General features: G+C 56.2%; 25 protein-coding genes. 6 read left to right on the top strand and 19 right to left on the bottom strand.

Annotation, left to right across the window (positions count from 1 at the left end; all coding sequences use genetic code 11):
* Positions 1 to 58 precede the first annotated feature (58 nt).
* Positions 59 to 955, top strand: coding sequence for a LysR family transcriptional regulator (locus CMQ96_RS12615; protein WP_049085097.1), 897 nt, complete (start codon positions 59 to 61; stop codon positions 953 to 955).
* A gap of 37 nt (positions 956 to 992) precedes the next feature.
* Here CMQ96_RS12615 and CMQ96_RS12610 read toward each other — a convergent pair whose 3' ends face one another.
* From CMQ96_RS12610 to CMQ96_RS12560, 11 genes are all read right to left on the bottom strand, one after another.
* Complete coding sequence (locus CMQ96_RS12610) at positions 993 to 1,361, bottom strand: DUF805 domain-containing protein (RefSeq protein ID WP_004135903.1); 369 nt, start codon at positions 1,359 to 1,361, stop codon at positions 993 to 995.
* A 126-nt stretch (positions 1,362 to 1,487) separates the two neighbouring features.
* On the bottom strand, positions 1,488 to 2,474 hold the full coding sequence (locus tag CMQ96_RS12605; protein ID WP_004135904.1) for a glutathione S-transferase family protein: 987 nt from the start codon (positions 2,472 to 2,474) through the stop codon (positions 1,488 to 1,490).
* A gap of 74 nt (positions 2,475 to 2,548) precedes the next feature.
* Positions 2,549 to 2,941 (bottom strand): DoxX family protein, encoded by a 393-nt coding sequence (locus tag CMQ96_RS12600; RefSeq protein WP_004125512.1) that lies wholly within the window; start codon positions 2,939 to 2,941, stop codon positions 2,549 to 2,551.
* Between the two features lie 323 nt (positions 2,942 to 3,264).
* On the bottom strand, positions 3,265 to 3,564 hold the full coding sequence (locus tag CMQ96_RS12595; RefSeq protein WP_004135905.1) for a YqjK-like family protein: 300 nt from the start codon (positions 3,562 to 3,564) through the stop codon (positions 3,265 to 3,267).
* Positions 3,561 to 3,959 (bottom strand): phage holin family protein, encoded by a 399-nt coding sequence (locus CMQ96_RS12590; RefSeq protein ID WP_024358717.1) that lies wholly within the window; start codon positions 3,957 to 3,959, stop codon positions 3,561 to 3,563. Before CMQ96_RS12590 ends, CMQ96_RS12595 begins: the two co-directional genes overlap by 4 nt.
* Before the next feature lie 2 nt (positions 3,960 to 3,961).
* Positions 3,962 to 4,267, bottom strand: coding sequence for a YqjD family protein (locus CMQ96_RS12585; protein WP_004125506.1), 306 nt, complete (start codon positions 4,265 to 4,267; stop codon positions 3,962 to 3,964).
* A 46-nt stretch (positions 4,268 to 4,313) separates the two neighbouring features.
* A complete protein-coding gene (locus CMQ96_RS12580) occupies positions 4,314 to 4,682 on the bottom strand; it encodes a DUF1090 domain-containing protein (protein ID WP_004125504.1) in 369 nt (122 codons plus the stop codon).
* 150 nt (positions 4,683 to 4,832) lie between these two features.
* Positions 4,833 to 5,210: an EnvZ/OmpR regulon moderator MzrA gene (gene mzrA / locus CMQ96_RS12575; protein ID WP_162626098.1), complete on the bottom strand. Its 378-nt coding sequence runs from the start codon at positions 5,208 to 5,210 to the stop codon at positions 4,833 to 4,835.
* Between the two features lie 8 nt (positions 5,211 to 5,218).
* Positions 5,219 to 5,881: a DedA family general envelope maintenance protein YqjA gene (gene yqjA / locus CMQ96_RS12570; protein ID WP_004125499.1), complete on the bottom strand. Its 663-nt coding sequence runs from the start codon at positions 5,879 to 5,881 to the stop codon at positions 5,219 to 5,221.
* A 338-nt stretch (positions 5,882 to 6,219) separates the two neighbouring features.
* Positions 6,220 to 6,996: a transcriptional regulator ExuR gene (gene exuR / locus CMQ96_RS12565; protein ID WP_004135908.1), complete on the bottom strand. Its 777-nt coding sequence runs from the start codon at positions 6,994 to 6,996 to the stop codon at positions 6,220 to 6,222.
* A gap of 127 nt (positions 6,997 to 7,123) precedes the next feature.
* Positions 7,124 to 8,425 (bottom strand): MFS transporter, encoded by a 1,302-nt coding sequence (locus CMQ96_RS12560; protein WP_004135911.1) that lies wholly within the window; start codon positions 8,423 to 8,425, stop codon positions 7,124 to 7,126.
* A 482-nt stretch (positions 8,426 to 8,907) separates the two neighbouring features.
* On the opposite strand from CMQ96_RS12560, the gene uxaC reads away from it, so the two are divergent.
* From uxaC to CMQ96_RS12545, 3 genes are all read left to right on the top strand, one after another.
* On the top strand, positions 8,908 to 10,320 hold the full coding sequence (gene uxaC / locus CMQ96_RS12555; RefSeq protein ID WP_004135913.1) for a glucuronate isomerase: 1,413 nt from the start codon (positions 8,908 to 8,910) through the stop codon (positions 10,318 to 10,320).
* An 18-nt stretch (positions 10,321 to 10,338) separates the two neighbouring features.
* Complete coding sequence (locus CMQ96_RS12550; protein ID WP_064411709.1) at positions 10,339 to 11,826, top strand: UxaA family hydrolase; 1,488 nt, start codon at positions 10,339 to 10,341, stop codon at positions 11,824 to 11,826.
* A gap of 94 nt (positions 11,827 to 11,920) precedes the next feature.
* Positions 11,921 to 12,475, top strand: coding sequence for a YgjV family protein (locus CMQ96_RS12545; RefSeq protein WP_004135916.1), 555 nt, complete (start codon positions 11,921 to 11,923; stop codon positions 12,473 to 12,475).
* Between the two features lie 15 nt (positions 12,476 to 12,490).
* Here the strand turns inward: CMQ96_RS12545 and sstT are convergent, their stop codons facing one another.
* The 6 genes from sstT to CMQ96_RS12515 all read right to left on the bottom strand — a co-directional run bounded on the left by sstT (position 12,491) and on the right by CMQ96_RS12515 (position 19,490).
* A complete protein-coding gene (gene sstT / locus CMQ96_RS12540; protein ID WP_082237627.1) occupies positions 12,491 to 13,738 on the bottom strand; it encodes a serine/threonine transporter SstT in 1,248 nt (415 codons plus the stop codon).
* A 254-nt stretch (positions 13,739 to 13,992) separates the two neighbouring features.
* On the bottom strand, positions 13,993 to 14,961 hold the full coding sequence (locus tag CMQ96_RS12535) for a TerC family protein (RefSeq protein ID WP_024358714.1): 969 nt from the start codon (positions 14,959 to 14,961) through the stop codon (positions 13,993 to 13,995).
* A gap of 250 nt (positions 14,962 to 15,211) precedes the next feature.
* Complete coding sequence (locus tag CMQ96_RS12530) at positions 15,212 to 16,201, bottom strand: Gfo/Idh/MocA family protein (RefSeq protein WP_024358713.1); 990 nt, start codon at positions 16,199 to 16,201, stop codon at positions 15,212 to 15,214.
* A gap of 69 nt (positions 16,202 to 16,270) precedes the next feature.
* Entirely contained in the window at positions 16,271 to 16,774 is a 504-nt protein-coding gene (locus tag CMQ96_RS12525) for a M48 family metallopeptidase (protein ID WP_004135921.1), read from the bottom strand.
* A gap of 77 nt (positions 16,775 to 16,851) precedes the next feature.
* Positions 16,852 to 18,495, bottom strand: coding sequence for a glycoside hydrolase family 43 protein (locus tag CMQ96_RS12520; protein WP_004135923.1), 1,644 nt, complete (start codon positions 18,493 to 18,495; stop codon positions 16,852 to 16,854).
* Between the two features lie 128 nt (positions 18,496 to 18,623).
* Positions 18,624 to 19,490, bottom strand: coding sequence for an AraC family transcriptional regulator (locus CMQ96_RS12515; RefSeq protein ID WP_049089042.1), 867 nt, complete (start codon positions 19,488 to 19,490; stop codon positions 18,624 to 18,626).
* Positions 19,491 to 19,596: 106 nt separating this feature from the next.
* On the opposite strand from CMQ96_RS12515, the gene CMQ96_RS12510 reads away from it, so the two are divergent.
* Together CMQ96_RS12510 and rlmG are read left to right on the top strand one after the other, a co-directional pair.
* Positions 19,597 to 20,940: a glycoside-pentoside-hexuronide (GPH):cation symporter gene (locus tag CMQ96_RS12510; protein WP_049085101.1), complete on the top strand. Its 1,344-nt coding sequence runs from the start codon at positions 19,597 to 19,599 to the stop codon at positions 20,938 to 20,940.
* Positions 20,941 to 21,044: 104 nt separating this feature from the next.
* Positions 21,045 to 22,175 carry a 23S rRNA (guanine(1835)-N(2))-methyltransferase RlmG gene (rlmG, locus tag CMQ96_RS12505; protein WP_004135930.1) on the top strand — a complete coding sequence of 377 codons (1,131 nt, stop codon included), beginning with the start codon at positions 21,045 to 21,047 and terminating at the stop codon, positions 22,173 to 22,175.
* Between the two features lie 74 nt (positions 22,176 to 22,249).
* On the opposite strand, the gene CMQ96_RS12500 is transcribed toward rlmG, so the two are convergent.
* Both CMQ96_RS12500 and lsrK read right to left on the bottom strand, forming a co-directional pair.
* Positions 22,250 to 24,271 carry an NADPH-dependent 2,4-dienoyl-CoA reductase gene (locus CMQ96_RS12500; RefSeq protein WP_098066887.1) on the bottom strand — a complete coding sequence of 674 codons (2,022 nt, stop codon included), beginning with the start codon at positions 24,269 to 24,271 and terminating at the stop codon, positions 22,250 to 22,252.
* A 219-nt stretch (positions 24,272 to 24,490) separates the two neighbouring features.
* Complete coding sequence (lsrK, locus tag CMQ96_RS12495; protein WP_098066886.1) at positions 24,491 to 26,083, bottom strand: autoinducer-2 kinase; 1,593 nt, start codon at positions 26,081 to 26,083, stop codon at positions 24,491 to 24,493.
* Positions 26,084 to 26,106 lie beyond the last annotated feature (23 nt).

Genomic DNA, 26,106 nt, shown 5'->3' with positions numbered 1-26,106 from the left:
CTGTATTGTTAGCCAGATATTCTGCCCGGTATGTTCAAATTTCCTGAATGAGAGTGCGATGGCTAAAGAGAGAGCATTAACGCTGGAAGCGTTACGCGTAATGGATGCGATTGACCGGCGCGGAAGCTTTGCGGCGGCGGCCGATGAACTGGGTCGAGTGCCTTCCGCGCTCAGCTATACCATGCAAAAGCTGGAAGAGGAGCTGGATGTCGTTCTGTTCGACCGTTCAGGTCATCGAACAAAATTCACCAACGTTGGCCGAATGCTGCTCGAGCGCGGGCGCGTTTTGCTGGAGGCGGCGGATAAACTGACAACCGATGCCGAAGCGCTATCGCGCGGCTGGGAAACGCACCTGACCATCGTCACCGAGGCGCTGGTGCCCACCACCGGCCTGTTCCCGTTAATTGAAAAGCTGGCAACCAAATCGAACACTCAGCTGTCGATTATTACCGAAGTGCTGGCCGGGGCATGGGAGCGCCTTGAGCAGGGGAGGGCGGATATTGTCGTCGCGCCGGATATGCATTTTCGCTCTTCCTCGGAAATTAACTCCCGGAAGCTCTATTCGGTAATGAGCGTCTACGTTGCCGCGCCGGATCATCCCATTCACCAGGAACCGGAGCCGCTCTCTGAAGTGACGCGCGTTAAGTACCGCGGCGTGGCGGTGGCGGATACCGCCCGCGAGCGTCCGGTGCTGACGGTGCAGCTGCTCGACAAACAGCCGCGATTAACCGTGAGCTCGATCGAAGATAAACGCCAGGCCCTGCTGGCAGGACTGGGCGTCGCCACGATGCCGTATCCGCTGGTTGAGCAGGATATTGCCGAGGGGCGTCTTCGGGTGGTCAGCCCGGAGTACAGCAACGAGATCGACATTATTATGGCCTGGCGCCGGGACAGCATGGGGGAGGCGAAATCATGGTGTCTGCGGGAAATTCCGAAGCTATTTATGGCCAGATAAAACAAAATGCGCCCCTTTTTAACGAGGGGCGCATTGTTCAGTAGGAAGTCGGTTTGGGATCCGGCCCGAAGCGGTTATTGCCGGGAGTGCCGTTCTGGCAATTGAAGACCAGGATCACCAGCCAGCCGATAATGGGGATCAGCAGTAATAACAGCCACCAGGCCGAGCGGTCGGTGTCGTGCAATCGACGAAACTGCACCGCCCACCACGGTAAGAAGATCAGCACGCCATAGATGGTCGTCAGAATGCCCTCTCCTCCTGCGCGCTGCCATCCAAGCATTTTATCAATGATGCTGAGTACGCCGGTCAGGATGATGTTGACCAGAATAAACATCCAGTACTCTTTGCGCCGGGCGCGGCCGCCAAATCCAATGTAATTTTTTAATACTTTAAGATACCAGTCCATTTCTACGCCTCGATTAACCGTCAATCACTTGTTTTTAAAGCGATCGAAATAAGAATAGACGTGAATGAAATGGCGGTAAATATTTGTTTTGTGAATTATTGGGCGCGGTAAATCGCGCCCAATCGCTTAGCGGAAGAGAAGATCGCGGCCGTGCGGCTCGTTAAGATCCTGCTGCGGGCCGACGGAGATGATCCCGGTCGGGTTGATCGTCTTATGGCTTCGGTAGTAATGGTTGCGAATATGGGCGAAGTCCACCGTTTCCGCGATGCCCGGCATCTGGTAGATGTCGCGCAGGAAACCGTAAAGATTGAGATAATCGCTGATGCGGCGTTTGTCGCATTTAAAGTGGGTCACATACACCGGGTCGAAACGAACCAGGGTGGTCCACAGACGAATATCAGCCTCCGTCAGCTGATTACCGGTCAGGAAGCGGTGTTGGCCGAGGATTTGCTCCAGACGTTCCAGCGAGGTAAATACCCCATCGACCGCTTCGTCATAGGCCTGCTGGCTGGTGGCGAATCCGGCTTTATAGACCCCGTTGTTGACGTTGTCATAGATCCAGCCGTTCAGCTCATCAATTTGCGCGCGCAGCGCCGGCGGGTAGTAATCTCCTGCGCGGGCGCCCAGTCCGTCAAAGGCGGTATTCAACATGCGGATGATTTCCGCCGACTCATTGCTGACAATGGTTTGCTGCTTCTTGTCCCACAATACCGGCACCGTAACGCGCCCGCTGTAGTGCGGATCGGCATGCAGATAGAGCTGATAGAGAAATTCGTGCTGGTAGAGGGTATCGCCCGTGGCTGCCGGGAAGCTATCGTCGAAAGTCCAGCCGTTTTCAAACATCAGGGGGTTGACCACGGAGACGGAAATAAACGGCTCAAGCCCTTTCAGGCTGCGCAGAATCAAGGTGCGATGCGCCCATGGACAGGCAAGAGAAACGTACAGATGGTAACGGTCTTTTTCCGCAGCGAATCCGGCTTGGCCGCTTGGGCCCGGCGCGCCATCGGCGGTTAGCCAGTTGCGGAAGGCGGAAACAGAACGCTTGAATCGCCCCCCGGTGGATTTGGTGTCATACCAGGTATCGTGCCAGACGCCGTCAACTAATTGTCCCATTGTTGCCTCCTTCAGATAGCAAAAGCGAGGAGATATCCCCTCGCTTTTTTAGATTTTCACTCAGTATAGTGTGCTTACCACTTTTTATTCAGGACGCGGTCAATACTAAACGCGCCTGGACCGGTGATAGCCAGCAGCAGGAAGCCGCCTGCGATGCTCAGGTTCTTCATGAACATCAGCGAGTTCACGCCCTCAGCAAAGTTGCTGTGGAACAGAAACGCGGTCAGTACGGTGAAGCCCGCGGTGAACAGCGCGGTGGTACGGGTCAGGAAACCGAACAGGATTGCCAGACCGCCGCCGAACTCAAGCAGGATAACCAGCGGCAGCATAAACCCAGGGACCCCCATGGCTTCCATATATTGTTGTGTACCCGCATACCCGGTAATTTTTCCCCAACCTGCGGTAATGAACAGAATGGGCATCAGAATGCGCGCAACCAATACACCAACATCTTCTAATTTTTTCATTTCTAACTCCAGGAAACCCAAAGGGCGGCGATTTCGTTTTTTGGTGCAATCCTGCGTAGTTACGCGGGCTTGCTGTCGATGGAGAGGATATTAGCGAGGATGAGATGTGATTGTTAGCAAGGAAAACTGTAGTTCTTTTTCAAAGTTTCTGAGCAATTATTGATAAACGAAATGAATAGAAAGGGTGATATAGCGGCGCAGCGGGAGAGTGATTAGGGCGGCGAGCAGAAGGGCAAATCTGATGGGACAGTACGACGATATTGATGCCGGGCGGCGGCTGGCGCCTGACCCGGCTGACATAACCCAGACGTGAGAAATCAGCCTTAGCGCGATGCGGTCTGCTGCAACAGCTTGCGGGCCATACGCCAGGTGCTCCAGATACCGAGGCTGCGTTTTGTCCAGCGGAGCAAAAAGCGCGGATGGCGAACGGACCATACCGCGACGAGGCCGCTGCCGACCATTGCCCATGAACGCAGGTTGAGCAGGGTGTTCCAGCCACGGTCGATTGGCGCGGTCGCCTCAAGCCAGCGGCGGCGGCTGGCGTTGAGATCCAGCCGCTGCTGTTGGATTTGACGTAGCAAAAGCGCCTTTTGCCGTTCGCGTTCCTGCTGGTCGCGGCTCATGACTTGTCATCCTCCAGCAATGCCCGGTCATTAGCCAGCTCCTGGCGCGTCAGGCGCAGGAACGTCGAACGACGCGCTTTGCGTAACGTCCAGATCCCGCCAATGAGCGCCGCCAGCAGCAGAATCACGGTGGTGGCGATCATCACGTTTAACCGATATTGCGCATCGACGGCCCAGATGATGAGGACTAACAGGCTCATCAGGCCGAACGCGGCGAACAGCAGCGTCAGCCCGAGCATCAGGAATAGCTGGAAGAGATTGGCTTTCTCCTCTTCCAGCTCCACGACGACGAGGCGCAGACGCGTTTCGACCATTTCGACCAGCAGGGTGACTATCCGCTGGCCAATGCCGAAAACGCTTTGCCCCGGCCCTTGCGTGCTTTGAGAATTCGCCATAATCAACGACGCGTCAGCAGGACACCCAGCACCAGCCCGACGGCAGCACCAATTCCTACGCCGGTCCACGGGTTTTCACGGACGTATTCATCCGCACGCGCAGCGGTTTCGCGCGTTTGCTTCACAATGGCGTCGCTGGTTTCACCCAGGCGAACGCGGCTCTCTTTCAGCGCGCTTTCGGCTTTACTACGCAGTTTACCAATCTCTTCTTTCGACTTATCCGTGGAGGAGTTCAGCACTTCTTCCAGGGTATCAGCCAGCGTTTTCAGTTCCGCACGCAGGTCTTCTGCAACGTTATCTTTAGCCATGTTTTATCTCCTGTGAAAGTGGTCCATATTGGTCTTGCTTAATCGATTAGTACTCGCGAGACTGTAGCGCTTTCAGCTCTTGCTGCGCTTCATCAAGTTTACGTTGACGCTTGCTGATTTTATCAGCATCGCCTTTCTGTTCGGCTTCGCGCAGGTCATTCTGGCGTTCGCTTATTTCTGCCTGCTGTTTGGCGATTTTTTTCTGGTGATCGGCTTTGAGCTGGCTGTCGCTACAGTTTGCCTGCACTTCGCTAAGCGCCCGTTTCAGACCATCAATACGGTGCTGGTTATGATGTTTTTCGGCGTAGCTTATCTCCCGCTGAATATCTTGTTCTTTTTCCTGACAAGGGGAGATGGCAAAGGCGCTGGCGCTTAGTGAAGACAGAACCAGTATCAAAGCAATGCGGTGTTTCATGGATACGACCTTCCATTGTGTGAGGGAATATCTGAAGGATATACCCTATCCAGTTGATTAACGTGAGCCTGGTGACTCCCGCAGACTTAATGATAGTAAGTAAAACGGGAAATCACCAAACAGGGTGAAAATATTCGGAATTTTCGTGCATTATCCGAATCTGTGCGGGGTATCGCGCAGGCGCGAAATCCAGGCGGTAGGCGAATCATCATCTTCCAGTAAAGCGATAATATAGCCATGCGGCAGGGCGCGGCCCAAAACTTCTTTTGCCGCGGCGCCCTGAGCGCTGGAGTCAAACTTGATGATCAAGCCGTCATTCTGCGGCGTAATGCTTTTAAAGCGGATGCCGTTAGCGTCGAGATGATGCCAGACGGAAAACCCGTCCGGCATGCTGATACCCTGGCTGACGGGACGAATAGCCAGGGTCGACTCCTGCTGTTGCACGGTGAGCCAGAGCCAGAACAGGCCGCACAGGAGTAGCGAACCGCCCAGCACCCAGCTTATCTGACGCAGAGAGGATCGTTGCATCGCCATTGTTAGCCCCGGCTTCTGTATTTTTTCTTCCACAGGACAATCAGCGAACCAATCAGGCCAAATACCAGCAGCGCGACGGGCAGCAGCATCAGGCAGGACATCAGCTGATCTTCATACTTCAGGAATACCGGCGTTTTTCCCAGCAGGTACCCCAGGGAGGTCAGAATCAGGACCCACAGCAGACCGCTCATCCAGTTAAAAAACTGGAAGCGTGCGCTGCTCAGGCCGGATAGCCCGGCGATGGTCGGCAGCAGCGTACGAACGAAGGCGATAAAGCGGCCAATCAGCAGCGCGGAAAGCCCGTGCTTATGGAACAGATGATGCGCGCGCTGGTGGTAGTGTGAGGGAAGGTGCGATAGCCAGTTTTGTACGATTCGCGTATTACCCAGCCAGCGGCCCTGAATATAGCTTAGCCAGCAGCCGAGACTTGCCGCAGCGGTAAGCAGCAGCAGCGTTTCCGGAAAGCCCATCGCGCCTTTAGCAATCAGGACGCCGACCAGCACCAGCAGGCTATCGCCGGGCAAAAAGGCGGCAGGCAGTAAACCGTTCTCAAGGAACAAAATCATAAATAAGACAAAGTACAACATGCCAATCATGGATGGATTAGCGAGAGTTTCGTAATCCTGAGCCCACAAGGCATTCAATAATTGGGTTAATAGTTCCATTCACGATTCCTGGTACATCGGTTAACGGCACGTCTGAACGCGGTATATGCACGGCGACATAGCTTTTTATTAGATTAGGGTCGCTGCTGCGCTCTGAACGGTTCCCTGTTTAAAAGTGAAGTAAGCCAAAGCTAACTCTCAGAACGACAAAATGCATCTAATTGTAACAAACCCGCTGACTTTACGTCAGAGAAATTGCAGTTTGTTGCATTCTGATTTTGCTGATTGCGAAGGAGGGTGGCGAGTGTATTTACACAGGCTGACACTATATATGCTTTGCTTACCCTGAGGGCGTTGCGGGCAGTGAAGGAATCGCTGCCCGGTATGGGGATAAGCGTCTATTTTACGCCGTTGGCGGCCGTATCGAGGTGAACCACCGGATTATCGGCAAACAGGTAGCGATCGGCGTTAAATTCAAAGTCATCGCTGGTTTCGTTGAACAACATCAGCTTGGTATTTTCCAGATGCTGCCACATGGCCAGCTTCGCCGCATGCGGATCTTTGCGAATCAGCGCCTTAAGAATTTGGTCATGATCGTCGCACCAATTATCGACGGTACGCGAGTCGATATGGTCGTGCAGTTTTTTCCAGTACGGGTTATGCACGCGCTGGGTCCACATTTTTTCTACGATGGCGGCTAACGCGGTGTTTTGCGTCGCCAGCGCCACCTGGACATGGAACTGAAGATCCCATTCGGAATCGCGAAAGCACTTCTCTTTACGCGCATTTTCCTGGATCTCCATCAGCTTCATGATGTCCTGCTTGGTCACCTGAGTCGCCGCGAATTCGGCAATATTGCTTTCTATCAGCTGGCGGGCCTGCAACAGCTCAAAAGGACCATAATTGGCGAATTCCAGCGATTCATCGGCAATTTGCTGATGTTTTGGATGATTGGAGATGACGTGGATGCCGGAGCCTTTGCGAACCTCAACGTAGCCTTCAACTTCCAGCATAATGATGGCTTCGCGAACCACGGTACGACTCACGCTTTTTTCGTCAGCGATAAACCGCTCTGCGGGTAGCTTATCGCCCACAAGGTAGACGCCTTGTTCAATGCGCGACTTAAGCTCAGCGGCAAGCTGCTGATACAGACGACGCGATTCAGTGATTTCCATATTCGCTCCCGGGAGATGGCGACAATATTGGATTTGTTATACCACTTTTACGCGCTTCTCACCATAAAAACAGACGAAAAAGCCGCCTGTATCAAGGCGGCTTCGGATGGGGGCAACTCGCCTGCGTTTAGCTTTGCGTGGCGGGTTTACTCGTTTCCAGCGGCGTACTGTCGTCATCCGCTGATTTATTTTTCAGCACCGTCCAGATAACTACGGCGCCCAGCACATCGAAAACCGCCAGCACGGCGAACAGCGGGCTAAAGCCGATTGTATCCGCCAGCGCGCCGACCACCAGGGCGAACATAGTGCTCGCCAGCCATGCGGCCATGCCGGTCATGCCGTTCGCCGTCGCCACTTCGTTACGCCCAAATACGTCGGAAGAGAGGGTAATTAACGCGCCGGACAGCGCCTGGTGAGCAAAGCCGCCGACGCACAGCAGGGCGATGGCGACAAACGGGCTGGTGAACAGACCGATCATCCCTGGGCCAATCATCAGCAGCGCGCCCATGGTCACCACCATTTTACGCGAAACGATCAGGTTAACGCCAAACCAGCGCTGGAACAGCGGCGGCAGATAGCCCCCAACGATGCAGCCGAGGTCGGCAAACAGCATCGGCATCCACGCAAACATCGCAATCTCTTTCAGGTTAAAGCCGTAGACTTTAAACATGAACAGCGGGATCCAGGCGTTGAAGGTCCCCCACGCCGGCTCGGCAAGGAAACGCGGCAGGGCGATACCCCAGAACTGACGGTTGCGCAGAATCTGCCACGGAGACATTTTCTTACCGTTGTTGGTCTGATGATGGGATTCCTGGCCACCGATAATATAGTTGCGTTCTTCTTCCGTTAATTTTTTCTGATCGCGCGGGTGTTTGTAGAAAACCAGCCACGCCATCGCCCAGGCAAAGCTCAGAACGCCGGAGATGATAAACGCCATTTGCCAGCTGTGCATCACGATAGCCCAAACCACCAGCGGCGGGGCAATCATGGCGCCGATGGAGGAGCCGACGTTGAAGTAACCCACAGCGATAGAACGCTCTTTTGCCGGGAACCATTCGGAGCTGGCTTTCAGACCCGCAGGGATCATGGCCGCTTCGGCGGCACCCACCGCGCCGCGCGCCAGCGCCAGTCCGCCCCAGCTTCCCGCCAGCGCCGTAGAGCCGCAGAACACCGCCCAGGCGATAGCAAAGAAGGCATAGCCGATTTTAGTGCCTAACACGTCCAGCACGTAGCCGGCGACGGGCTGCATAACGGTATAGGCAGCGGAATAGGCCGCGATGATATAGGAATACTGTTGGGTGGAGATGTGTAACTCTTCCATCAGAGTCGGCGCAGCTGCCGCCACAGTGTTACGCGTCAGGTACCCCAGCACGGTGCCTAACGTCACCAGCGCGATCATGTACCAACGTAACCCTTTAATTTTACGCATGTAAACCTCATCGTTTGTTATATATCCGCAGCGGGTGCGGCTATCTTCCAGCCCAGTCACTGAGGCGAAGAAGGTGAAACGGAGGGTTCAGGAGAGGAAACCTCGTATGGCCCGAACCTTGCCATCAACTGTTGTGTCTAAATTCGGTGTCCATACCGGTAAATCCGACGTGATTGTTCGTCGGTAATGCATTCCGTCGGTTTATATGTTTCGACGGCAGCAAGATAACTTGTCATACAACTTCAAAAGTTGAGTGATGTCACAAAAGTGGGAAAGTTTGTGTGGGCATTCATTCTTGCGACAAAGGCCAGAGCTGGCGCGCTTTAGCGGGGATTTTACTCCTTTGATGGTACTTTTTTTGTCGTCGTTTATTGATCTAACTCACGAAAAATACTTCGGTCTGTAGAAATTGGTGTGATAACTTTGTCAGCATTATAGTCAATCATCTGATGGGCTCCTCCGGGGGCGAAGAGGACACGAAAATGACACCGTTTATGACCGAAGATTTCCTGCTTGATACCGAGTTTGCCCGCCGCCTGTACCACGATTACGCGAAAGACCAGCCGATTTTCGACTATCACTGCCACCTGCCGCCGCAGCAGATTGCCGAGAATTATCGCTTCAAAAATCTGTATGACATCTGGCTGAAAGGCGATCACTACAAGTGGCGCGCGATGCGCACCAACGGCGTAGCCGAGCGTCTGTGTACCGGCGACGCCTCCGATCGCGAGAAATTTGACGCCTGGGCGGCCACCGTACCGCATACCATCGGCAACCCGTTATACCACTGGACCCATCTTGAGCTGCGCCGCCCTTTTGGTATTACAGGTAAGGTGCTCTCGCCGGCAACGGCGGATGAAATCTGGAATCAGTGCAACGATCTGCTGGCGCAGGAGAGCTTCTCCGCTCGCGGCATCATGCAGCAGATGAACGTGAAAATGGTCGGCACCACCGACGATCCGGTCGATTCGCTGGAGCATCACGCCTCCGTCGCGAAAGACAGCTCATTCTCCGTCAAGGTGCTGCCGAGCTGGCGCCCGGACAAAGCGTTCAACATTGAGCAGGCAACTTTCAACGACTACATGGCGAAGCTGGGCGACGTGTCTGACACCGATATCCGCCGCTTTGCCGATCTCCAGTCCGCGCTGACCAAACGTCTGGATCACTTTGCCGCTCACGGCTGTAAAGTTTCTGACCACGCGCTGGACGTGGTGCTGTTCGCGGAAGCCAACGAAAGCGAACTGGATAGCATCCTGGCGCGCCGTCTGGCCGGTGAAGCTCTCAGCGAGCATGAAGTCGCGCAGTTCAAAACCGCGGTTCTGGTGTTCCTCGGCGCGGAATATGCCCGCCGCGGATGGGTACAGCAGTATCACATCGGCGCGCTGCGCAATAACAACCTGCGTCAGTTCAAGCTGTTAGGGCCGGATGTGGGTTTTGACTCCATCAACGACCGTCCGATGGCGGAAGAGCTGTCCAAACTGCTCAGCAAGCAGAACGAAGAAAACCTGCTGCCAAAAACCATCCTCTACTGCCTGAATCCGCGCGATAACGAAGTGCTGGGCACCATGATCGGCAACTTCCAGGGCGAAGGCATGCCGGGCAAGATGCAGTTCGGTTCCGGCTGGTGGTTTAACGATCAGAAAGACGGTATGGAACGTCAGATGACCCAGCTGGCGCAGCTTGGCCTGCTGAGCCGCTTTGTCGGCATGCTGACCGATAGCCGCAGCTTCCTCTCCTACACCCGTCATGAATACTTCCGCCGCATCCTGTGCCAGATGATTGGCCGCTGGGTTGAAGCGGGAGAAGCCCCGGCGGACATTCAGCTGCTGGGCGAGATGGTGAAAAACATTTGCTTTAACAATGCGCGTGACTACTTCGCCATTGAACTGAACTAAGACCAGAGGTCGGTTGATATGCAATACATTAAAATCCATTCGCACGATAACGTCGCGGTAGCGTTGGCGGATATGGCGGCAGGCACGGTAGTCACCATTGACGGCGATACGGTCACGTTGGCTCAGGATATTGCGCGCGGGCATAAGTTTACGCTGCGCGGGATTGCGAAAGGAGACAACGTCATTAAGTATGGTCTGCCGATAGGACATGCGCTGGCGGATATTGCGCCGGGGGAACATATTCACTCCCACAATACGCGTACTAACCTGAGCGATCTCGACGCGTATAGCTATCAACCGGATCTTAGCGAGCCCGCCGCACAGCCGGCGGATCGCGACATCCAGATTTATCGTCGCGCTAACGGCGAAGTCGGGGTGCGCAACGAGCTGTGGATCCTGCCGACCGTCGGCTGCGTCAACGCCATGGCGCGCCAGATGCAGAACCGTTTTCTGAAGGAAACCAACGACGCGGAAGGTATCGACGGCGTTCACCTTTTCAGCCACACCTACGGCTGCTCGCAGCTCGGGGACGATCACATTAACACCCGCACTATGCTGCAAAACATGGTGCGTCACCCGAACGCCGGGGCGGTACTGGTGGTCGGTCTGGGCTGCGAAAACAATCAGGTCGACGCCTTCCGCGAAACGCTGGGTGAATTCGACCCTGAGCGCGTTCACTTTATGATCTGTCAGCACCAGGATGATGAAGTAGAAGCCGGGCTGGAGCATCTACGTCAGCTATATGACGTGATGCGCCATGACAAGCGCGAGCCGGGTAAGCTGAGCGAACTGAAGTTTGGTCTCGAGTGCGGCGGTTCTGACGGTCTGTCCGGCATCACCGCTAATCCGATGCTGGGCCGCTTCTCGGATTATCTGATTGCCAACGGCGGCACCACAGTCCTGACCGAAGTGCCGGAAATGTTCGGCGCCGAGCAGCTGCTGATGAGCCACTGTCGCGACGAAGAGACCTTCGGCAAGCTGGTGACGATGGTCAATGATTTCAAGCAGTACTTTATCGCCCATGACCAGCCGATTTACGAGAATCCGTCGCCGGGCAACAAGGCGGGCGGTATCACTACGCTTGAGGATAAATCGTTGGGCTGCACGCAGAAAGCGGGCTCCAGCCAGGTGGTTGACGTCCTGCGCTACGGCGAGCGGCTGAAAGTTCACGGTCTTAACCTGCTGAGCGCCCCGGGCAACGACGCGGTAGCGACCAGCGCGCTGGCCGGCGCGGGCTGCCATATGGTGCTCTTCAGTACCGGGCGCGGCACGCCGTACGGCGGTTTCGTGCCGACGGTGAAAATTGCCACCAACAGCGAACTGGCGGCGAAGAAAAAGCACTGGATCGACTTCGATGCCGGTCAGCTGATTCACGGTAAAGCGATGCCGCAGCTGCTGGAGGAGTTCGTCGATACCATTGTGGACTTCGCTAACGGTAAGCAGACCTGTAATGAGCGGAATGATTTCCGCGAGCTGGCGATATTTAAAAGCGGCGTGACGTTGTAGGCCTGATAAACAGGCACAGGTAATAGCGTGACACTCGTTTTTAAAAGCGGCGTTTCAGATAATGATGCGCCGTTTTGTTTTATAAGGACTTTTCATGACCGCGTATTGGCTTGCCCAGGGCGTCGGCGTTATCGCCTTTCTGATCGGGATTACGACTTTTTTCAACCGCGATGAGCGCCGCTTTAAGCTGCAGCTGGCTGTCTATAGCGCCACCATTGGCGTGCATTTCTTTTTAATGGGCGCGTGGCCGGCGGGAATGAGCGCCGAGCTGAATACCGTCCGCACCCTGGTCTCCATGCGTACCCGCAGGATGTGGGTGATGGCCCTGTTTATCGTACTCACGCTGGTACTGGGGCTGGCGAAGCTGCAGCATGCTATGGAGCTGCTGCCGATTATTGGCACGCTGGCCAGCACCTGGGCGCTCTTTCGCTGCTCGGGGTTAACCGTCCGCTGCGTCATGTGGTGCGCGACCGCCTGCTGGGTAATCCACAACTTCTGGCTGGGCTCGATCGGCGGCACCCTGATTGAAGGCAGCTTCCTGTTGATGAACGGTATGAACATCATCCGTTTCCGGCGGATGCAAAAGCGGGGAATCGACCCGTTTAAAGTCGAAAAGGCGGTACAGGGAGAGACCCCCTCCGCGCGTTAGCGGAGGGGGAGGGAATCAGTTGCGCAGGGCGTTTTTGGCAATCTGTTCGTCTTCGGCGATACAGGCGGCTGCGGTAAACAGAACGTCGGTGGAGGAGTTCAGCGCGGTTTCGCAGGAGTCCTGCAATACGCCGATAATAAAGCCCACGGCGACCACCTGCATGGCCACATCGTTCGGAATGCCGAACATGTTACAGGCCAGCGGGATCAGCAGCAGCGAACCGCCCGCCACGCCGGAAGCGCCGCAGGCGCACAGCGAAGCGACGACGCTCAGCAGCAGCGCGGTCGGCAGATCTACCGGAACATTCAGCGTATGCACGGCCGCCAGGGTGAGTACCGTAATGGTAATCGCCGCGCCGGCCATGTTGATGGTGGCGCCCAGCGGAATGGAAACCGAGTAGGTATCGCGGTCCAGGTTCAGCTTTTCACTCAGCGCCATATTCACCGGGATATTGGCGGCGGAGCTACGGGTGAAGAAGGCGTAAACGCCGCTTTCGCGCAGGCAGAGCAGCACCAGCGGGTAGGGGTTACGGCGGATTTTCCAGAACACCAGCAGCGGGTTAATCACCAGCGCCACCAGCAGCATGCAGCCAACCAGTACCAGCAGCAGTTGGGCATAACCCCAGAGGGTCTCAAAACCGGTGGTCGCCAGCGTCGAGGCGACGAGGCCGAAGATGCCCAGCGGCGCGAAGCGAATCACCACTTTAACGATAAAGGTCACCGCGTGAGAAACGTCATTAATCAGGTTTTTGGTGGTTTCATTACCGTGGCGCAGCGCGAATCCTAAACCGACGGCCCACACCAGAATCCCGATATAGTTGGCGTTCAGCAGCGCGTCTATCGGGTTGGAAACCATGCTCATCAGCAGCCCGCGCAGGACTTCGACGATACCCGATGGCGGAGTGATGCTCTCTGCCGCGGCGTTCAGGTGCAGCGTAGACGGGAAGATAAAGCTAAACACTACCGCGGCTAACGCGGCGGCGAATGTCCCCAGCAGATAGAGGAACAGGATCGGGCGAATACTGGTTTTTTGCCCCTGCTGGTGGTTGGCGATGGAGGCCATGACCAGCATCAGCACCAGCACCGGCGCTACCGCTTTCAGCGCGCCGACAAACAGCGTGCCCAGCAGCCCAACCGCCACGGCGGCCGGTTTTGAGACCGTCGCCAGCAGTACGCCGAGCACCAGACCGATTAAAATTTGTTTGACCAGGCTACCCTGAGCCAGCCGCCGTAGCAGGGTCGAGCGGGGTGATTGTGTTGCCATGCTTCATTCCTTCCAGTGATGTTGCTGTCCGTCCCGGCGACGTATTATTGGTCACGTTTATGTCCGGATGTAAATAAATGTTTGCCTGGTTGAGTATACGGAAAGAACGCTATTGGGGAAGGGTAAAATGCTGTTACCTGCGCTGAGATCTTATTTTTTAACTGTATATTAACTATTTTGTGACATGAGTAAGAATAATACGCGGAGAAAGTTGCTGGCCGGATGAAAAGGGTCTTCACCCGGCCGTTCAGGCCTTACTGCAGCTGCTTTTTCTTATCGTGCTGCTTATTAACCCAGGCATTGATAAGCAGCGTCAACGTCAGAATTCCGCCAACCACGCCCAGCGAAATGCCGATGGGAATATGGTAAAAATCGACGATCAGCATTTTGATGCCGATAAATACCAGAATCACCGACAGGCCATACTTCAGCATTGAGAAGCGCTCCGCGACGCCCGCCAGCAGGAAATACATGGCGCGCAGGCCGAGAATCGCGAACAGGTTCGAGGTCAGCACGATAAACGGATCGGTGGTCACGGCGAAGATGGCGGGAATACTGTCCACGGCAAAGATAACGTCGCTCAGCTCAACCAGGATCAGTACCAGCAGCAGCGGCGTCGCGTAGAGCACGCCGTTTTGGCGGGTAAAGAAGCGCTCACCCTCGATTTTATCCGTCATGCGCAGATGATTACGGATCCAGCGCACCAGCGGTTTGTCGCCGATGCCGGAATCATCCTCTTTCGCCAGCGCCATCTTCACGCCGGTAAACAGCAGGAACGCGCCGAAGACGTAGAGCAGCCACTCGAACTGGGAAATCAGCCAGCTGCCGGCGAAGATCATGATCGTTCGCAGTACGATCGCGCCCAGTACGCCGTAAACCAGCACTCTGCGCTGTAGCGCAGGCGGAACGGCAAAGTAGCTGAACAGCATCAGCCAGACGAAGACGTTATCCACCGCCAGCGCTTTCTCGATCAGATAGCCGGTGAGGAACGCCAGCGCTTGCGGGTCGGCCACGGCGCGACCTTCGGTCTGCACCAGATACCACCAGAAAGCGGCGTTAAACAACAGCGAGAGGGTAACCCAGAGAATGGACCAGCCAGCGGCCTGCCTCATGGTCATGCTATGCGCACCACGCCGTCCCTGCAGCAGCAGATCGATAGCCAACATGATGACCACGACCACTGCGAATCCGCCCCATAACAACGGTGTGCCGACAGTATTCATTACGATATTCCTTACATAAAAACAAAACGGCTGACGTCGGAAGACGGCAGCCGCTGCGCTTTTATGCATAGACCTCGCCTTCCGGCAAGGTCTCACTTACAACAAGAATCTGTTGCCCGGCGACCGGATGCGGTTTTTCACGCATCGTAATGACGATCGGCCGGCAAGGAAGTTACTCCCCTTTGCGCGTAACAAAGTATTACAGGTTATAAATGGCGTCAATGGAGGCCGACGGACCATTTACACAGCTTTACGCCACGGGTTGACTATCCGCCGGGAAGACCACGCCGGTCTGGCGACGAATTTCGCTCAGCAGCTTCGCCGTGATGCGGCTCACTTCCAGACCCGGATGAGCCACCTCGTTGGCTTCGACCAGACGAGCGAACTCCTCCGCTTCATACAGCATAGTATTGATATGCTGCGGCTGGGTGAGATCCTGAGATTTGCCGCCGCGCGGCACGAAGCAGACTTTCTGGCATTCGGAGATTTTTTCGATCACCAACGCGCCGGCTTCACCCTGGATTTCGCTCGGGATGGCGGAATCGCTTACCTTCGAGTGGTGCAGGGTGACATCAAAATCACCGTAGCTCAGAACGACCGTGCCCTGACCATCGACGCCGCTTTCCAGCAGGCTGGCGCTGGCGTGCACCGCGCGAGGCTCGCCCCACAGCGCCACCGCGGAGGCCAGGCAGTAAAAGCCGATGTCCATGATCGAGCCGTTAGAGAAGGCCGGATTGAAAGTATTGGGATTTTCGCCATCGAGATAGCGCTGATAGCGGGAAGAGTACTGGCAGTAGTTAATAAAGGCTTTGCGCAGCTTGCCGATCTTGTCAAACGACTGTTTAAGCAGCAGGAAGTTTGGCAGGCTGGCGGTTTTGAACGCTTCGAAGAGGACCACGTTATTTTCCCGCGCCGTTTTCATCGCGGCTTCGACTTCCTGCAGGTTCGAGGCCAGCGGTTTTTCGCAAATGACGTGCTTTTTATGGCGCAGAAACAGGCGGGTTTGCGGAAAGTGCAGCGAGTTAGGGCTGGCGATATAGACCGCGTCAACGTCAGGGCTCTGCGCTAAATCTTCCAGCGAAGTAAACAGGTGTTCGACGGGATAATCGCTGGCGAAGGCCTGAGCTTGCTCAAGGCTGCGGGAGTAGATGGCGGTGAGTTTATATTTGCCGGTTTCATGGGCGGCATCGACAAACTGCTTGGTTATCCAGTTTGTGCCAACAACTGCGAAACGTATCATAAACGTTGACGAACTCCGTAAAAGGGACCTTTCGTCACTGTAGCACGCCATCATGACAAAACCAGTGCGCTATGGCGCAGAACGCTCTAACGAAAGCTGGGTCAGCCACAGGCGGGTATCAAACTCCAGCTGATGGTACTGCGGCTCCATATGGCAGCACAGCTGATAGAACGCCTTGTTGTGCTCTTTTTCCTTCAGGTGCGCCAGCTCGTGCACCACGATCATCCGCAGAAAATCCTCCGGCGCATCGCGAAAGACGGTGGCGACGCGAATTTCGGCTTTAGCCTTCAGCTTGCCGCCCTGAACGCGGGAGATGGCGGTATGCAGGCCGAGCGCGTTGTTGAGCACGTGGATCTTGTTGTCGTACATCACCTTGTTGATCGGCGCCGCGCCGCGCAGATAGCGTGACTTCAGATCCTGGGTGTACTGATACAGCGCTTTATCGTTGTTGATATCGTGACCCTGCGGATAGCGCTTTTTCAGCACTTCGCCGAGACGGTTCTGTTTGATTAACGCGGTGACCTGCGCCAGCAGGGATTCAGGGTAGCCCTGGAGATAGGTTAAAGTGCTCATGCGGCCTGTTTGGGTCATTCAGCGACAACAGCCGGGGATTCTAGCACCCCGCGCGGGCAGGATGCCAGAAGGCAGCGTTACTCGATTATCGCGTCTTCTACCGCCCGGTAGCTAAAGAAGTCAAACAGCGCCTCTTTACGATGCAGCATGCTATCCACGCAGGCCATGCCGACAAACGCGCCGGTAAACTCGCCGTAGCGGCTATATTCATCGGAAAAACGTGAGGTGTCGTAGACCGCGCCGATGTGTTGGTATTTTTCGCCATCGACGGACCACGAGCACCGTATCTCCCGGCCGTTAATAGCCATCGCCAGATAGACTTCCCCCGTCGCAAGGAGGATTTTCTGCGGGTCGTCGTGACGCTCGCCGTTATCCATATAAATGATGGCCAGCTGCGCTGCGCCGGAAGCTTCATCCCAGGTTTTATGCAAAAACAGATAGTTCATGTTGTCGTAGTAGAGCACCAGGCCAGCGCTGTGCTGATAAATCTCCGGGCTGAAATCCATCTTCGTGACGATAGTGGCGTATACCGAGGTGAGCTTTTTCGCCAGCAGGCTAACTTTATTCAGCGAGCTCAGCGACTCCTGACCGCGTAAGGCAAGGTAGCCCGCTTTACGTTCAAGGCTGGTAAAGCGCTGAAAGCGGATCCGCGGCGCATAGAAGGCGTTATCCAGCGTTTGCCCATCAAAATCATCCCTGTCTGGTTTAGCCGGAAACGGCTGAGAAGGCAGATTCGACTCTTCCACCTGGTGCTGAGCGAGGTTTCCCCCGGCCGCCAGCCGCAGCCAGCCATCATCGCTCCATATCATCTTTTGTATCGCCGTCTCGCGGCCTAGCGGGCAGCGCAGCTCCTGGCGGAAGGGTCTGCTGCAAAGGTGGGTTAACCAGACTTCGCCCGTCGGGGTCTCGACGTAGCTGCCGTGCCCGGCTTTTTGCAGATAGGTTTGCGGATTGAAGTAGTGTGGTTTGAGATGGCCTGCGTCGTGGCGCTCGTTAAAATTCTCCGGCCAGGCGGTGACGATGGGGTTTTGCGGATCGCCTTCATAGGGGCCGGCGACCTGCGTTGCGCGCGCCATGGTGACCGCATGGCCGTAGCCGGTGCCGCCTTCGGCGACCATCAGGTAGTAATAATCGCCGCGGCGCGTCAAATGCGGTGCTTCAATACAGCCGCGATCGGTACCGCCGCGCCAGATTCGCTGCGGATAGCCGACAACGCGTTGCCTTTGCGGCGAATACTCCACCAGGCAAATGGCGCCCGGTTTTTCGTAACCTTCGCGGGTTTCCCACTCCAGTGAAACGATCCATTTTTTACCGTCGCTGTCGTGCAGGATAGAAGCATCGAACCCGGCTGAGTGGAGATAAACCGGCTCACTCCACGGGCCGGTGATTTCACTGGCGGTAATAAGATAGTTATCTACATCGAAATATCGCGAATTCATGGAATTCATCACGCCATAAATAACGTAGAATAATTTTTCCTCTTCACACCAGGTCAGGCTCGGTGCCCAAATACCTTTGGCGGAGGGCAGCTTTTTTAAATCCGGATTATTATCATCGGTAAGAACGTGGGTGAGTAATTGCCAATGTTTAAGATCTCTCGAATGGTAAATCGGCAGGCCGGGAAACCATTCAAAGGAAGAGACCGCTACATAATAATCATCGCCGCGCCGACATATACTGGGGTCAGGATTAAAACCTCTAAACACAGGATTCTGAATCATCGTATTTACCCTTAATGCGCAAAATATAGCGATAATTGTAAATAGACGACAGCCCAGGGGATATATAGACTGTTTCTGTTTATATAATAAACGTCTACTTATCCGGTGATGTTGCTCACAAAAAAGAGTTATTTGTCCGCCCGACTGCCCACGGCAGCAGTACTTCTGACTTTGTGCCGGAAAGATTGCGGGGTATCGTTCATCATCTCTTTAAACTTGAGGCAGAAGTAGGCGCTGTCGGTGAAGCCGGCGCTTTGCGAGATATCGCTGATCTTCAGGTCGGTATTGGTCAGCAGGTTGATAGCGATATTGAGTTTGCGCAGCAGCATAAATTTCTTGAAGCTGATTCCAAAGGCGGATTTAAAGGTGCGGGAAAACCAGGATTTTGACCACCGGCAGCGGCAGGCGGCTTCTTCGGTCGTCATTTCAAAATTTTCATTTTCATCAATGGATTGAAGCAGTTCAATAAGCTCGCTGAGGTAGCGATGGTTGGTTCGTTCGGTAATGGGGACAGAATCTTTAAGGCTATTAAAAGCATGCAGCAGCACGCTTTGCATCAGGGAGCGAAACAGCGAATCGGAGAAGTCGCTGAACTCACCGCACCAGCTTAGCAGCAGCTCCAGGCGCTCGGCTTCCTCGCCGGAAAGGTAAGCGACCGCGCCGCAGTGGGCGGCGGGGAGCGACAGGTCGTATCCCTCGAGCCACTCTTTTTCGAATTGCATAAGATAACGCTTGTGGCTGGCGGCGGCCGGGAGCGTCATTTCATGGATCAACAAGGCGGGGACGAAAATCAGGGTATTGTTTTTTACCGTAAATTTCTCATCACCAATCGAATAGCTGCCCTCTGACTCTCTGAACCACATCAGCTCGTCCATCATATGAAAATGAGGGACTACGTTTATACCGTTGAAATCATTTATGTTATCTACCCGCAGGGTAAATAGCTCACCGGCGCCCACGGGGATCTTTTCGAAAACGGGAGATTCGTCACTCATCGGGTACACTCTTCTTATATTTAACAGGATGATTTATACATAATCGGTAAGCCCTAAGCAATAACGTACAGAGGACAAATATTAACGATCTTCTGGCGGAGGCGCGATGAACACTGTCCGTATCAGTATTAAAGAAAAATTTAGCTATGGGTTAGGGGATACCGGCTGTAATTTAGTCTGGCAAACGGTCATGTTGTTTATGGCCTGGTTTTATACCGACGTATTTGGTTTAAGTCCGGCGCATATGGGGACCATGTTTCTGGCGGTAAGGGTATTAGACGCGGTGACCGATGTATTAATGGGGGCGGTGGCGGATCGTACCCGGACTAAATATGGGCAATTCCGTCCCTATATTTTATGGTTCGCGATTCCTTTTGGCGTACTTTGCTGCTTAACGTTTTATACGCCGGATTTTGGCTATACCGGCAAGCTAATTTATGCCTATGTTTCTTATACATTGTTATCTCTGGTGTATACGGCGATTAACGTTCCGTATTGCGCGATGATCAATAATATCTCTAACGATTCCCGCGAGCGCGTTTCGCTCCAGTCGTGGCGCTTTGCGCTCAGTACGCTCGGCGGTTTGATTGTCTCGCTCACCGCGCTGCCGCTGGTGGCCTGGCTGGGTCAGGGTAACGTGCAAAACGGCTATTTTTACACCATGATTGTGATGGGGTGCCTGAGCATCATCCTGTTCTTTATCTGCTTCGGCCTGACGAAAGAGCGTTACACCACGGATATTGCGGTCAACAATCAAAGCAGCATTCTTGATGATCTGAAAACCCTGCTCGCCAACAAGGACTGGCGCATTCTGTTCGCGCTCAACGTCGTTAACCTGATTGCGGTGCTGTTTAAAGGCGGGACCACGCTCTATTACGTCAATAACATTATGGGGCGGGCGGATCTGGGCAGCCTGCTGCTGACCACCACCCTGGCTTCCGGCGTGCTGGGGGCGATGCTCTCTCCGTTTATCTTTAAAAATATTGATAAAGTGAGAGGGTTTAAAATCTCGATGGCCATCGAGGCGGCGCTGCTGATAGGCATGTACTTCGTCCCGGCGGGGAACGTGGCCGCTATCTTTGCGCTGGTGATTATCATCAATATTATTCAGCTGGCCGCTACGCCGCTGCAGTGGAGCATGCTGTCCGATATTATCGATGCGGAAGAAAAACGCAGCGGTAAAAAGCTCAGCGGGATCGTTTTTTCAACAAACCTGTTTGCCATCAAGCTGGGGATCGCCATCGGCGGCGCGCTGGTGGGCTATATGCTGGCATGGGGCGATTACGTTGGCGGCGCAGCGCAGCAAACCGACTCCGCGCTGCAGATGATCAAGCTGCTGTTCACCGTCTTCCCCGGCGTGCTGGTGGCGCTGCTGGTGGTCATCATGAGCAAGTACAGCCTGGACGATAAGCGCCTGTCACGCCTGGCGCAGGACGACCTCCCGGCGTAACGGACTGTGGCCCGGAAGAAGGAGATAATCGGCGCATCTCTATTCTACTGGGCGAAGTTTGCGTATAAACTCGCGGGTTTTAGTGTTCCGGAGGCACAGAGGCGATGAGCCAGGTAGAGTTAAACGGTGAGTTATTCACATTAGAGCGGTTCCCGCCAAATGCTGAAGAGGAAGCGCTTCAGGCGTGGGAAGCGGCGGATGAATATCTGCTGCAACAGGTGAATGACGTCGACGGCCTGACGCTCATTTTCAATGACAGCTTCGGCGCGCTGGGCTGTGCGCTCGCGGAACGCAACCCGGTCAGCATCAACGATTCCTACATATCTGAGCTGGCGACCCGCTACAACCTGCGGATGAACGGTATTGATGAAGAGAGCGTACGTTTCCAGGATCCCCTGAGCGAACTGCCTGCGGCACCGGCGCTGGTGCTCATTAAAGTGCCGAAACAGCTGGCGCTGCTGGAGCAGCAGCTGCGCGCTCTGCGCGAAGTTGTCACGCCGGAAACCCGCATTGTTGCCGCCGCGAAAGCGCGGGATGTCCACAATTCCACCCTGGCGCTGTTTGAGAAGATTCTCGGCACCACCACCACATCGCTGGCATGGAAAAAGGCGCGGCTGATTTTCTGTACCTTTACCGCGCCTGAGGTGGCCGATGCGCCGCAGACCTATAGCTGGCAACTGGACGGTACGCCGTGGACGATCCACAACCACGCCAACGTGTTCGCCCGCAGCGGCCTGGATATTGGCGCGCGCTTCTTCCTGGAACATCTGCCGGCAAATATTGAAGGCGAGATCGCCGATCTCGGCTGCGGCAACGGCGTGATTGGCCTGAAAGCGCTGGCCTTAAACCCGGACGCCCGGGTGATGTTCACCGATGAGTCCTATATGGCGGTGGCCTCCAGCCGGCTGAACGTTGAAACCAACCTGCCGGATGACATCGAGCGCTGCGAGTTTGTGGTGAATAACGCGTTGTCCGATATTGAGCCGGACCGTTTCGCCGCGATCCTCTGTAACCCGCCGTTCCACCAGCAGCATGCGATCACCGATCATATTGCCTGGCAGATGTTTAACGACGCCCGCCGCAGCCTGAAGTACGGCGGCGAATTGTACGTTGTCGGCAACCGCCACCTCGATTATTTCCGCAAGCTGAAGCGCGCGTTCGGTAACTGCACGACGATCGCCACCAATAATAAATTTGTGGTGTTGAAAGCGACAAAGGTGCGCAAGCAGCGCTAAGCCTTATCGGCTTCCCCGGTTTCCCCGGCTTGCGGCTGACGCCTTAGCCGGGCTACCGGTCGGGTTTTCTTTCCCTAAATTGACAGCGCCAGCCGGGTGCCCTGGGCGATTGCCCGTCGGGCGTCCAGCTCCATCGCCACGTCGCAGCCGCCAATCAAATGCACCGTTTTACCCGCCGCCTGTAGCGGATCGGCCAGCTCGCGGCGGGGATCCTGACCGGCGCAGATAATCACATGATCAACGTTAAGCACCTGAGATTCGCCGCCGATCGTCACATGTAAGCCGGCATCATCGATCCCTTGATAGCTGACGCCGGGGATCATTTTGACGCCGCGGGCCAGCAGGGTGGCGCGGTGGATCCAGCCGGTGGTTTTCCCCAGCCCGTCGCCGGGTTTGCTGGCTTTGCGCTGGAGCATCACTATCTGGCGTGGACTTTTCGCTAATTGCATCCCTTCCGGGCGCAGTCCGCCCGCGGTCTGCAGGGTGTTATCAATCCCCCATTCGGCGCAGAACTCGCCGATATTCTGGCTGGTGGCGATACCAGACTGGCTGAGGTACATGGCGGTATCAAAGCCGATCCCGCCGCAGCCGATAATCGCCACCTTCTCGCCGACCGGCGCTTTATCGCGCAGGACATCGAGATAGCTCAGCACCTTAGGATGTTCGATTCCCTCGATATTCGGCATCCGCGGGGCGATCCCGGTGGCGAGGATGACCTCATCAAATGCCAGCAGATCGTCCGCGGTCGCCAGAGTTTCAAGCCGCAGCGCGACGCCGGTAAGAGCCAGCATTCGGCGGTAATAGCGCAGGGTTTCGTAGAACTCCTCTTTGCCGGGGATCTGTTTGGCGATATTAAACTGGCCGCCAATCTCGCGGTGACCATCAAACAGGGTAACCTGATGCCCGCGCGAGGCGGCGTTAACGGCAAAGGCCAGCCCGGCAGGACCGGCGCCGACTACCGCCAACCGCTTCGGTGTGGTCGCAGGCGCTATCGGCATCAGGGTTTCATGGCAGGCGCGCGGATTGACCAGGCACGAGGTGACTTTACCGGCGAAGATCCGATCAAGACAGGCCTGATTACAGCCGATGCAGGTATTGATCTCATCCGCCCGTCCGCTCTGCGCTTTAGAGAGAAATTCGCTATCGGCGAGAAAAGGGCGGGCCATCGAGACCATGTCGGCGTCTCTGCGGGCCAGGATCGCTTCCGCCACGGCGGGATCGTTAATCCGGTTGGTGGTGACCAGCGGGATCGACACCGCGCCCTTCAGCTTGCGGGTGACCCAGCTAAACGCGCCGCGCGGTACCGGGGTGGCGATGGTGGGAATGCGCGCCTCGTGCCAGCCGATACCGGTATTGATAATCGTTGCCCCGGCGGCCTCAATGGCTTTTGCCAGCTCGGTGACTTCCGCCAGGGTGCTGCCGCCGCTGACCAGATCGAGCATCGACAAGCGGTAGATAATAATAAAGTCGCTGCCTGCGCGTTCCCGCACGGCTCTGACCACCTCGATGGCAAAACGCATGCGTCGGGCGTAGTCGCCGCCCCACCGGTCGTCGCGCAGGTTGGTGCGCGCGGCAAGGAATTCGTTAATCAGGTAGCCTTCCGAACCCATCACTTCGACGCCGTCGTACCCGGCTTCCCGCGCCAGCTGGGCGCAGCGGGCAAAATCATCGATCAGCTGCAGGATCTCTTCGTGGCTCAGCGCGTGAGGCGTAAAGGGGTTGATCGGCGCCTGCAGCGCGGAAGGAGCCACCAGCTTCGGCTGGTAGCTGTAGCGCCCGGTATGCAGGATCTGCAGCGCAATTTTACCGCCCTCCTCGTGTACCGCATCGGTAATATGGCGATGGAGGGAGAGATGGCTGGCGTCGTTCAGCACCGCGCCGCCCGCCATGGTGACGCCGGAAGGGGCGGGGGCAATTCCGCCGGTGACGATCAGCGCCACCCCGTGGCGGGCGCGCTCGGCGTAAAAAGCCGCCAGCCGCTGCGCGCCGTCCGGGAGCTCCTCCAGGCCAGTATGCATCGAGCCCATCAACACGCGGTTTTTGAGCGTTGTGAACCCCAGGTCAAGCGGGGCGAAAAGCGACGGGTAGCGGCTCATAATTTCTTCCAGTGTAAAATTATTGTTATGTGGTCGGATGAGTTACTAATTTAGCCGTCGCGGGCAAAAAGGGAAAAGGGGAGTGCGGCGATTGTGATGGGATTCAAAGAACGGCGAAAGGTTCCCCTTCCTCCTCTCCCACAGGAAGAGGAGGAAGGGCGGAATGGCGCCGGTGGCCAGATAAGTCCGGACTGTTCTCCTCTTCTTTTGGGGAGAGGGTTAGGGCGAGGGGACAACAGGAGCACGGCGCGCCAGCCCCGGCGCCTGCCACATTGAGGTCGTTAATCCGCTATCCACCAGACCGAGCTGCTCGGCGTACACCGACTGCCATTTGGCCATCATCTCCTGATACAGCTCGCGGTGCGCCGGATTGGGCGTAAATTCCCGATGCCAGTTCACCAGCTTCTCGCCGGTCGCCGCCATATCGCTGTACAACCCGGCGCCAGCCCCGGCAGCGATCGCGCAGCCCAGCGCCGTCGCCTCGCGCACCTCCGGCACCCGTACCGGCAGGCCGGTGACGTCGCTGAGGATCTGGCTCCACAGCGCCCCTTTCGAGCCGCCGCCGGCGAAAACCAGGCCGTCAAACTTCACGCCGGAAAACTGTGAAATTTGCGCCAGGTTACAGGCGGAGACAATCGCCGCGTTCTCTTCCAGCGCGCGGAAAAGGGTGGCTTTATTGCATTTTTCCGGGTCGATGGAGAGGTTAATAAACGACGGCGCGGCGTGGTACCACTGCTTAAAGTGCATGGCGTCAGAGAAGATCGGCATCACCCCGTGGGAACCCGCCGGCACGCGGCTGGCCATCTCTTCCAGCAGGCTGTAGGCGTCGACGCCGAGGCGTTCGGCAATCAGCTTCTCCTCCGCGCAGAAGGCATCGCGGAACCAGCGCATGGTCAGGCCGGTGAAGAAGCTGATGGACTCCGCCTGCGCCATACCGGGAATGACGTGTGGGTTAACGCGAATATTCATCTCCGGGTCGGTACGCACTTCCGGCAGGTTGACCACCTGCTGCCAGAAGGTGCCGCCGAGCACCGCCGTCTGCCCGGCGCGCACCACGCCGAGTCCCAGGCAGCCGAGCTGGACGTCGCCGCCGCCCATCACCACCGGCGTTCCCGCCCGCAAACCGCTCTGCGCCGCCGCCGCGTCGGTGACTGCGCCGAGTACGGTGCCGGTCTCTTTTACCGGCGAGAGAATATCGGCCCGCAGTCCGGCCATATCCAGCAGCGCCGGACGCCAGTCGCGGCTGAACAGGTCGAGCATACCGGTGGTCCCGGCGTTAGAGGGGTCGACCGCCAGCTCGCCGGAAAGCTTCGCCGCCAGCCAGTCGCTGATCATGGTGATGGTCGCCGCGCTGCGGTAAATATCCGGGCGATGATGGGCCAGCCACAGCAGGCGCGGCATGGCGCTTAGCGCCAGGGTCTGCCCCGACACGCCGTACACTTCCGATTCAAAACGGTCGTCGTGGATCTCTTTGAGCTCTGCCACCTCGCGGCTGGCGCGGGCGTCAACGTTGGCGCAGGCCCAGATGGCCTCGCCGTTGCGGTCGTAAAGCACGATGCCTTCGCGCATGGAGCAGCAGGCGACGGACTGAATATCCTCCGCAGAGAGATGGGCGGCGGCCAGCGCCTGACGGATACACTGGCAGGCCAGCTGCCAGTTGGTGGTGAGATCGAATTCCATCGAGCCGGGGACATTGTCCACGCTCAGGTGTTTCCATTCGGCCTGGCCGACCGCAATCTGGCGGCCGTTGAGATCGAAAATCACCGCCCGGATGCTGCCGGTCCCGGCATCTAACGCTAACAGGTAACTCATGACATGCGCCTCGCTCGTGTTGC

The organism is Klebsiella sp. MBT K-1 (assembly GCF_002556465.1).
GTDB classification, from domain to species: domain Bacteria; phylum Pseudomonadota; class Gammaproteobacteria; order Enterobacterales; family Enterobacteriaceae; genus Klebsiella; species Klebsiella grimontii.
This window is presented reverse-complemented; position numbering and strand designations above follow the sequence as displayed.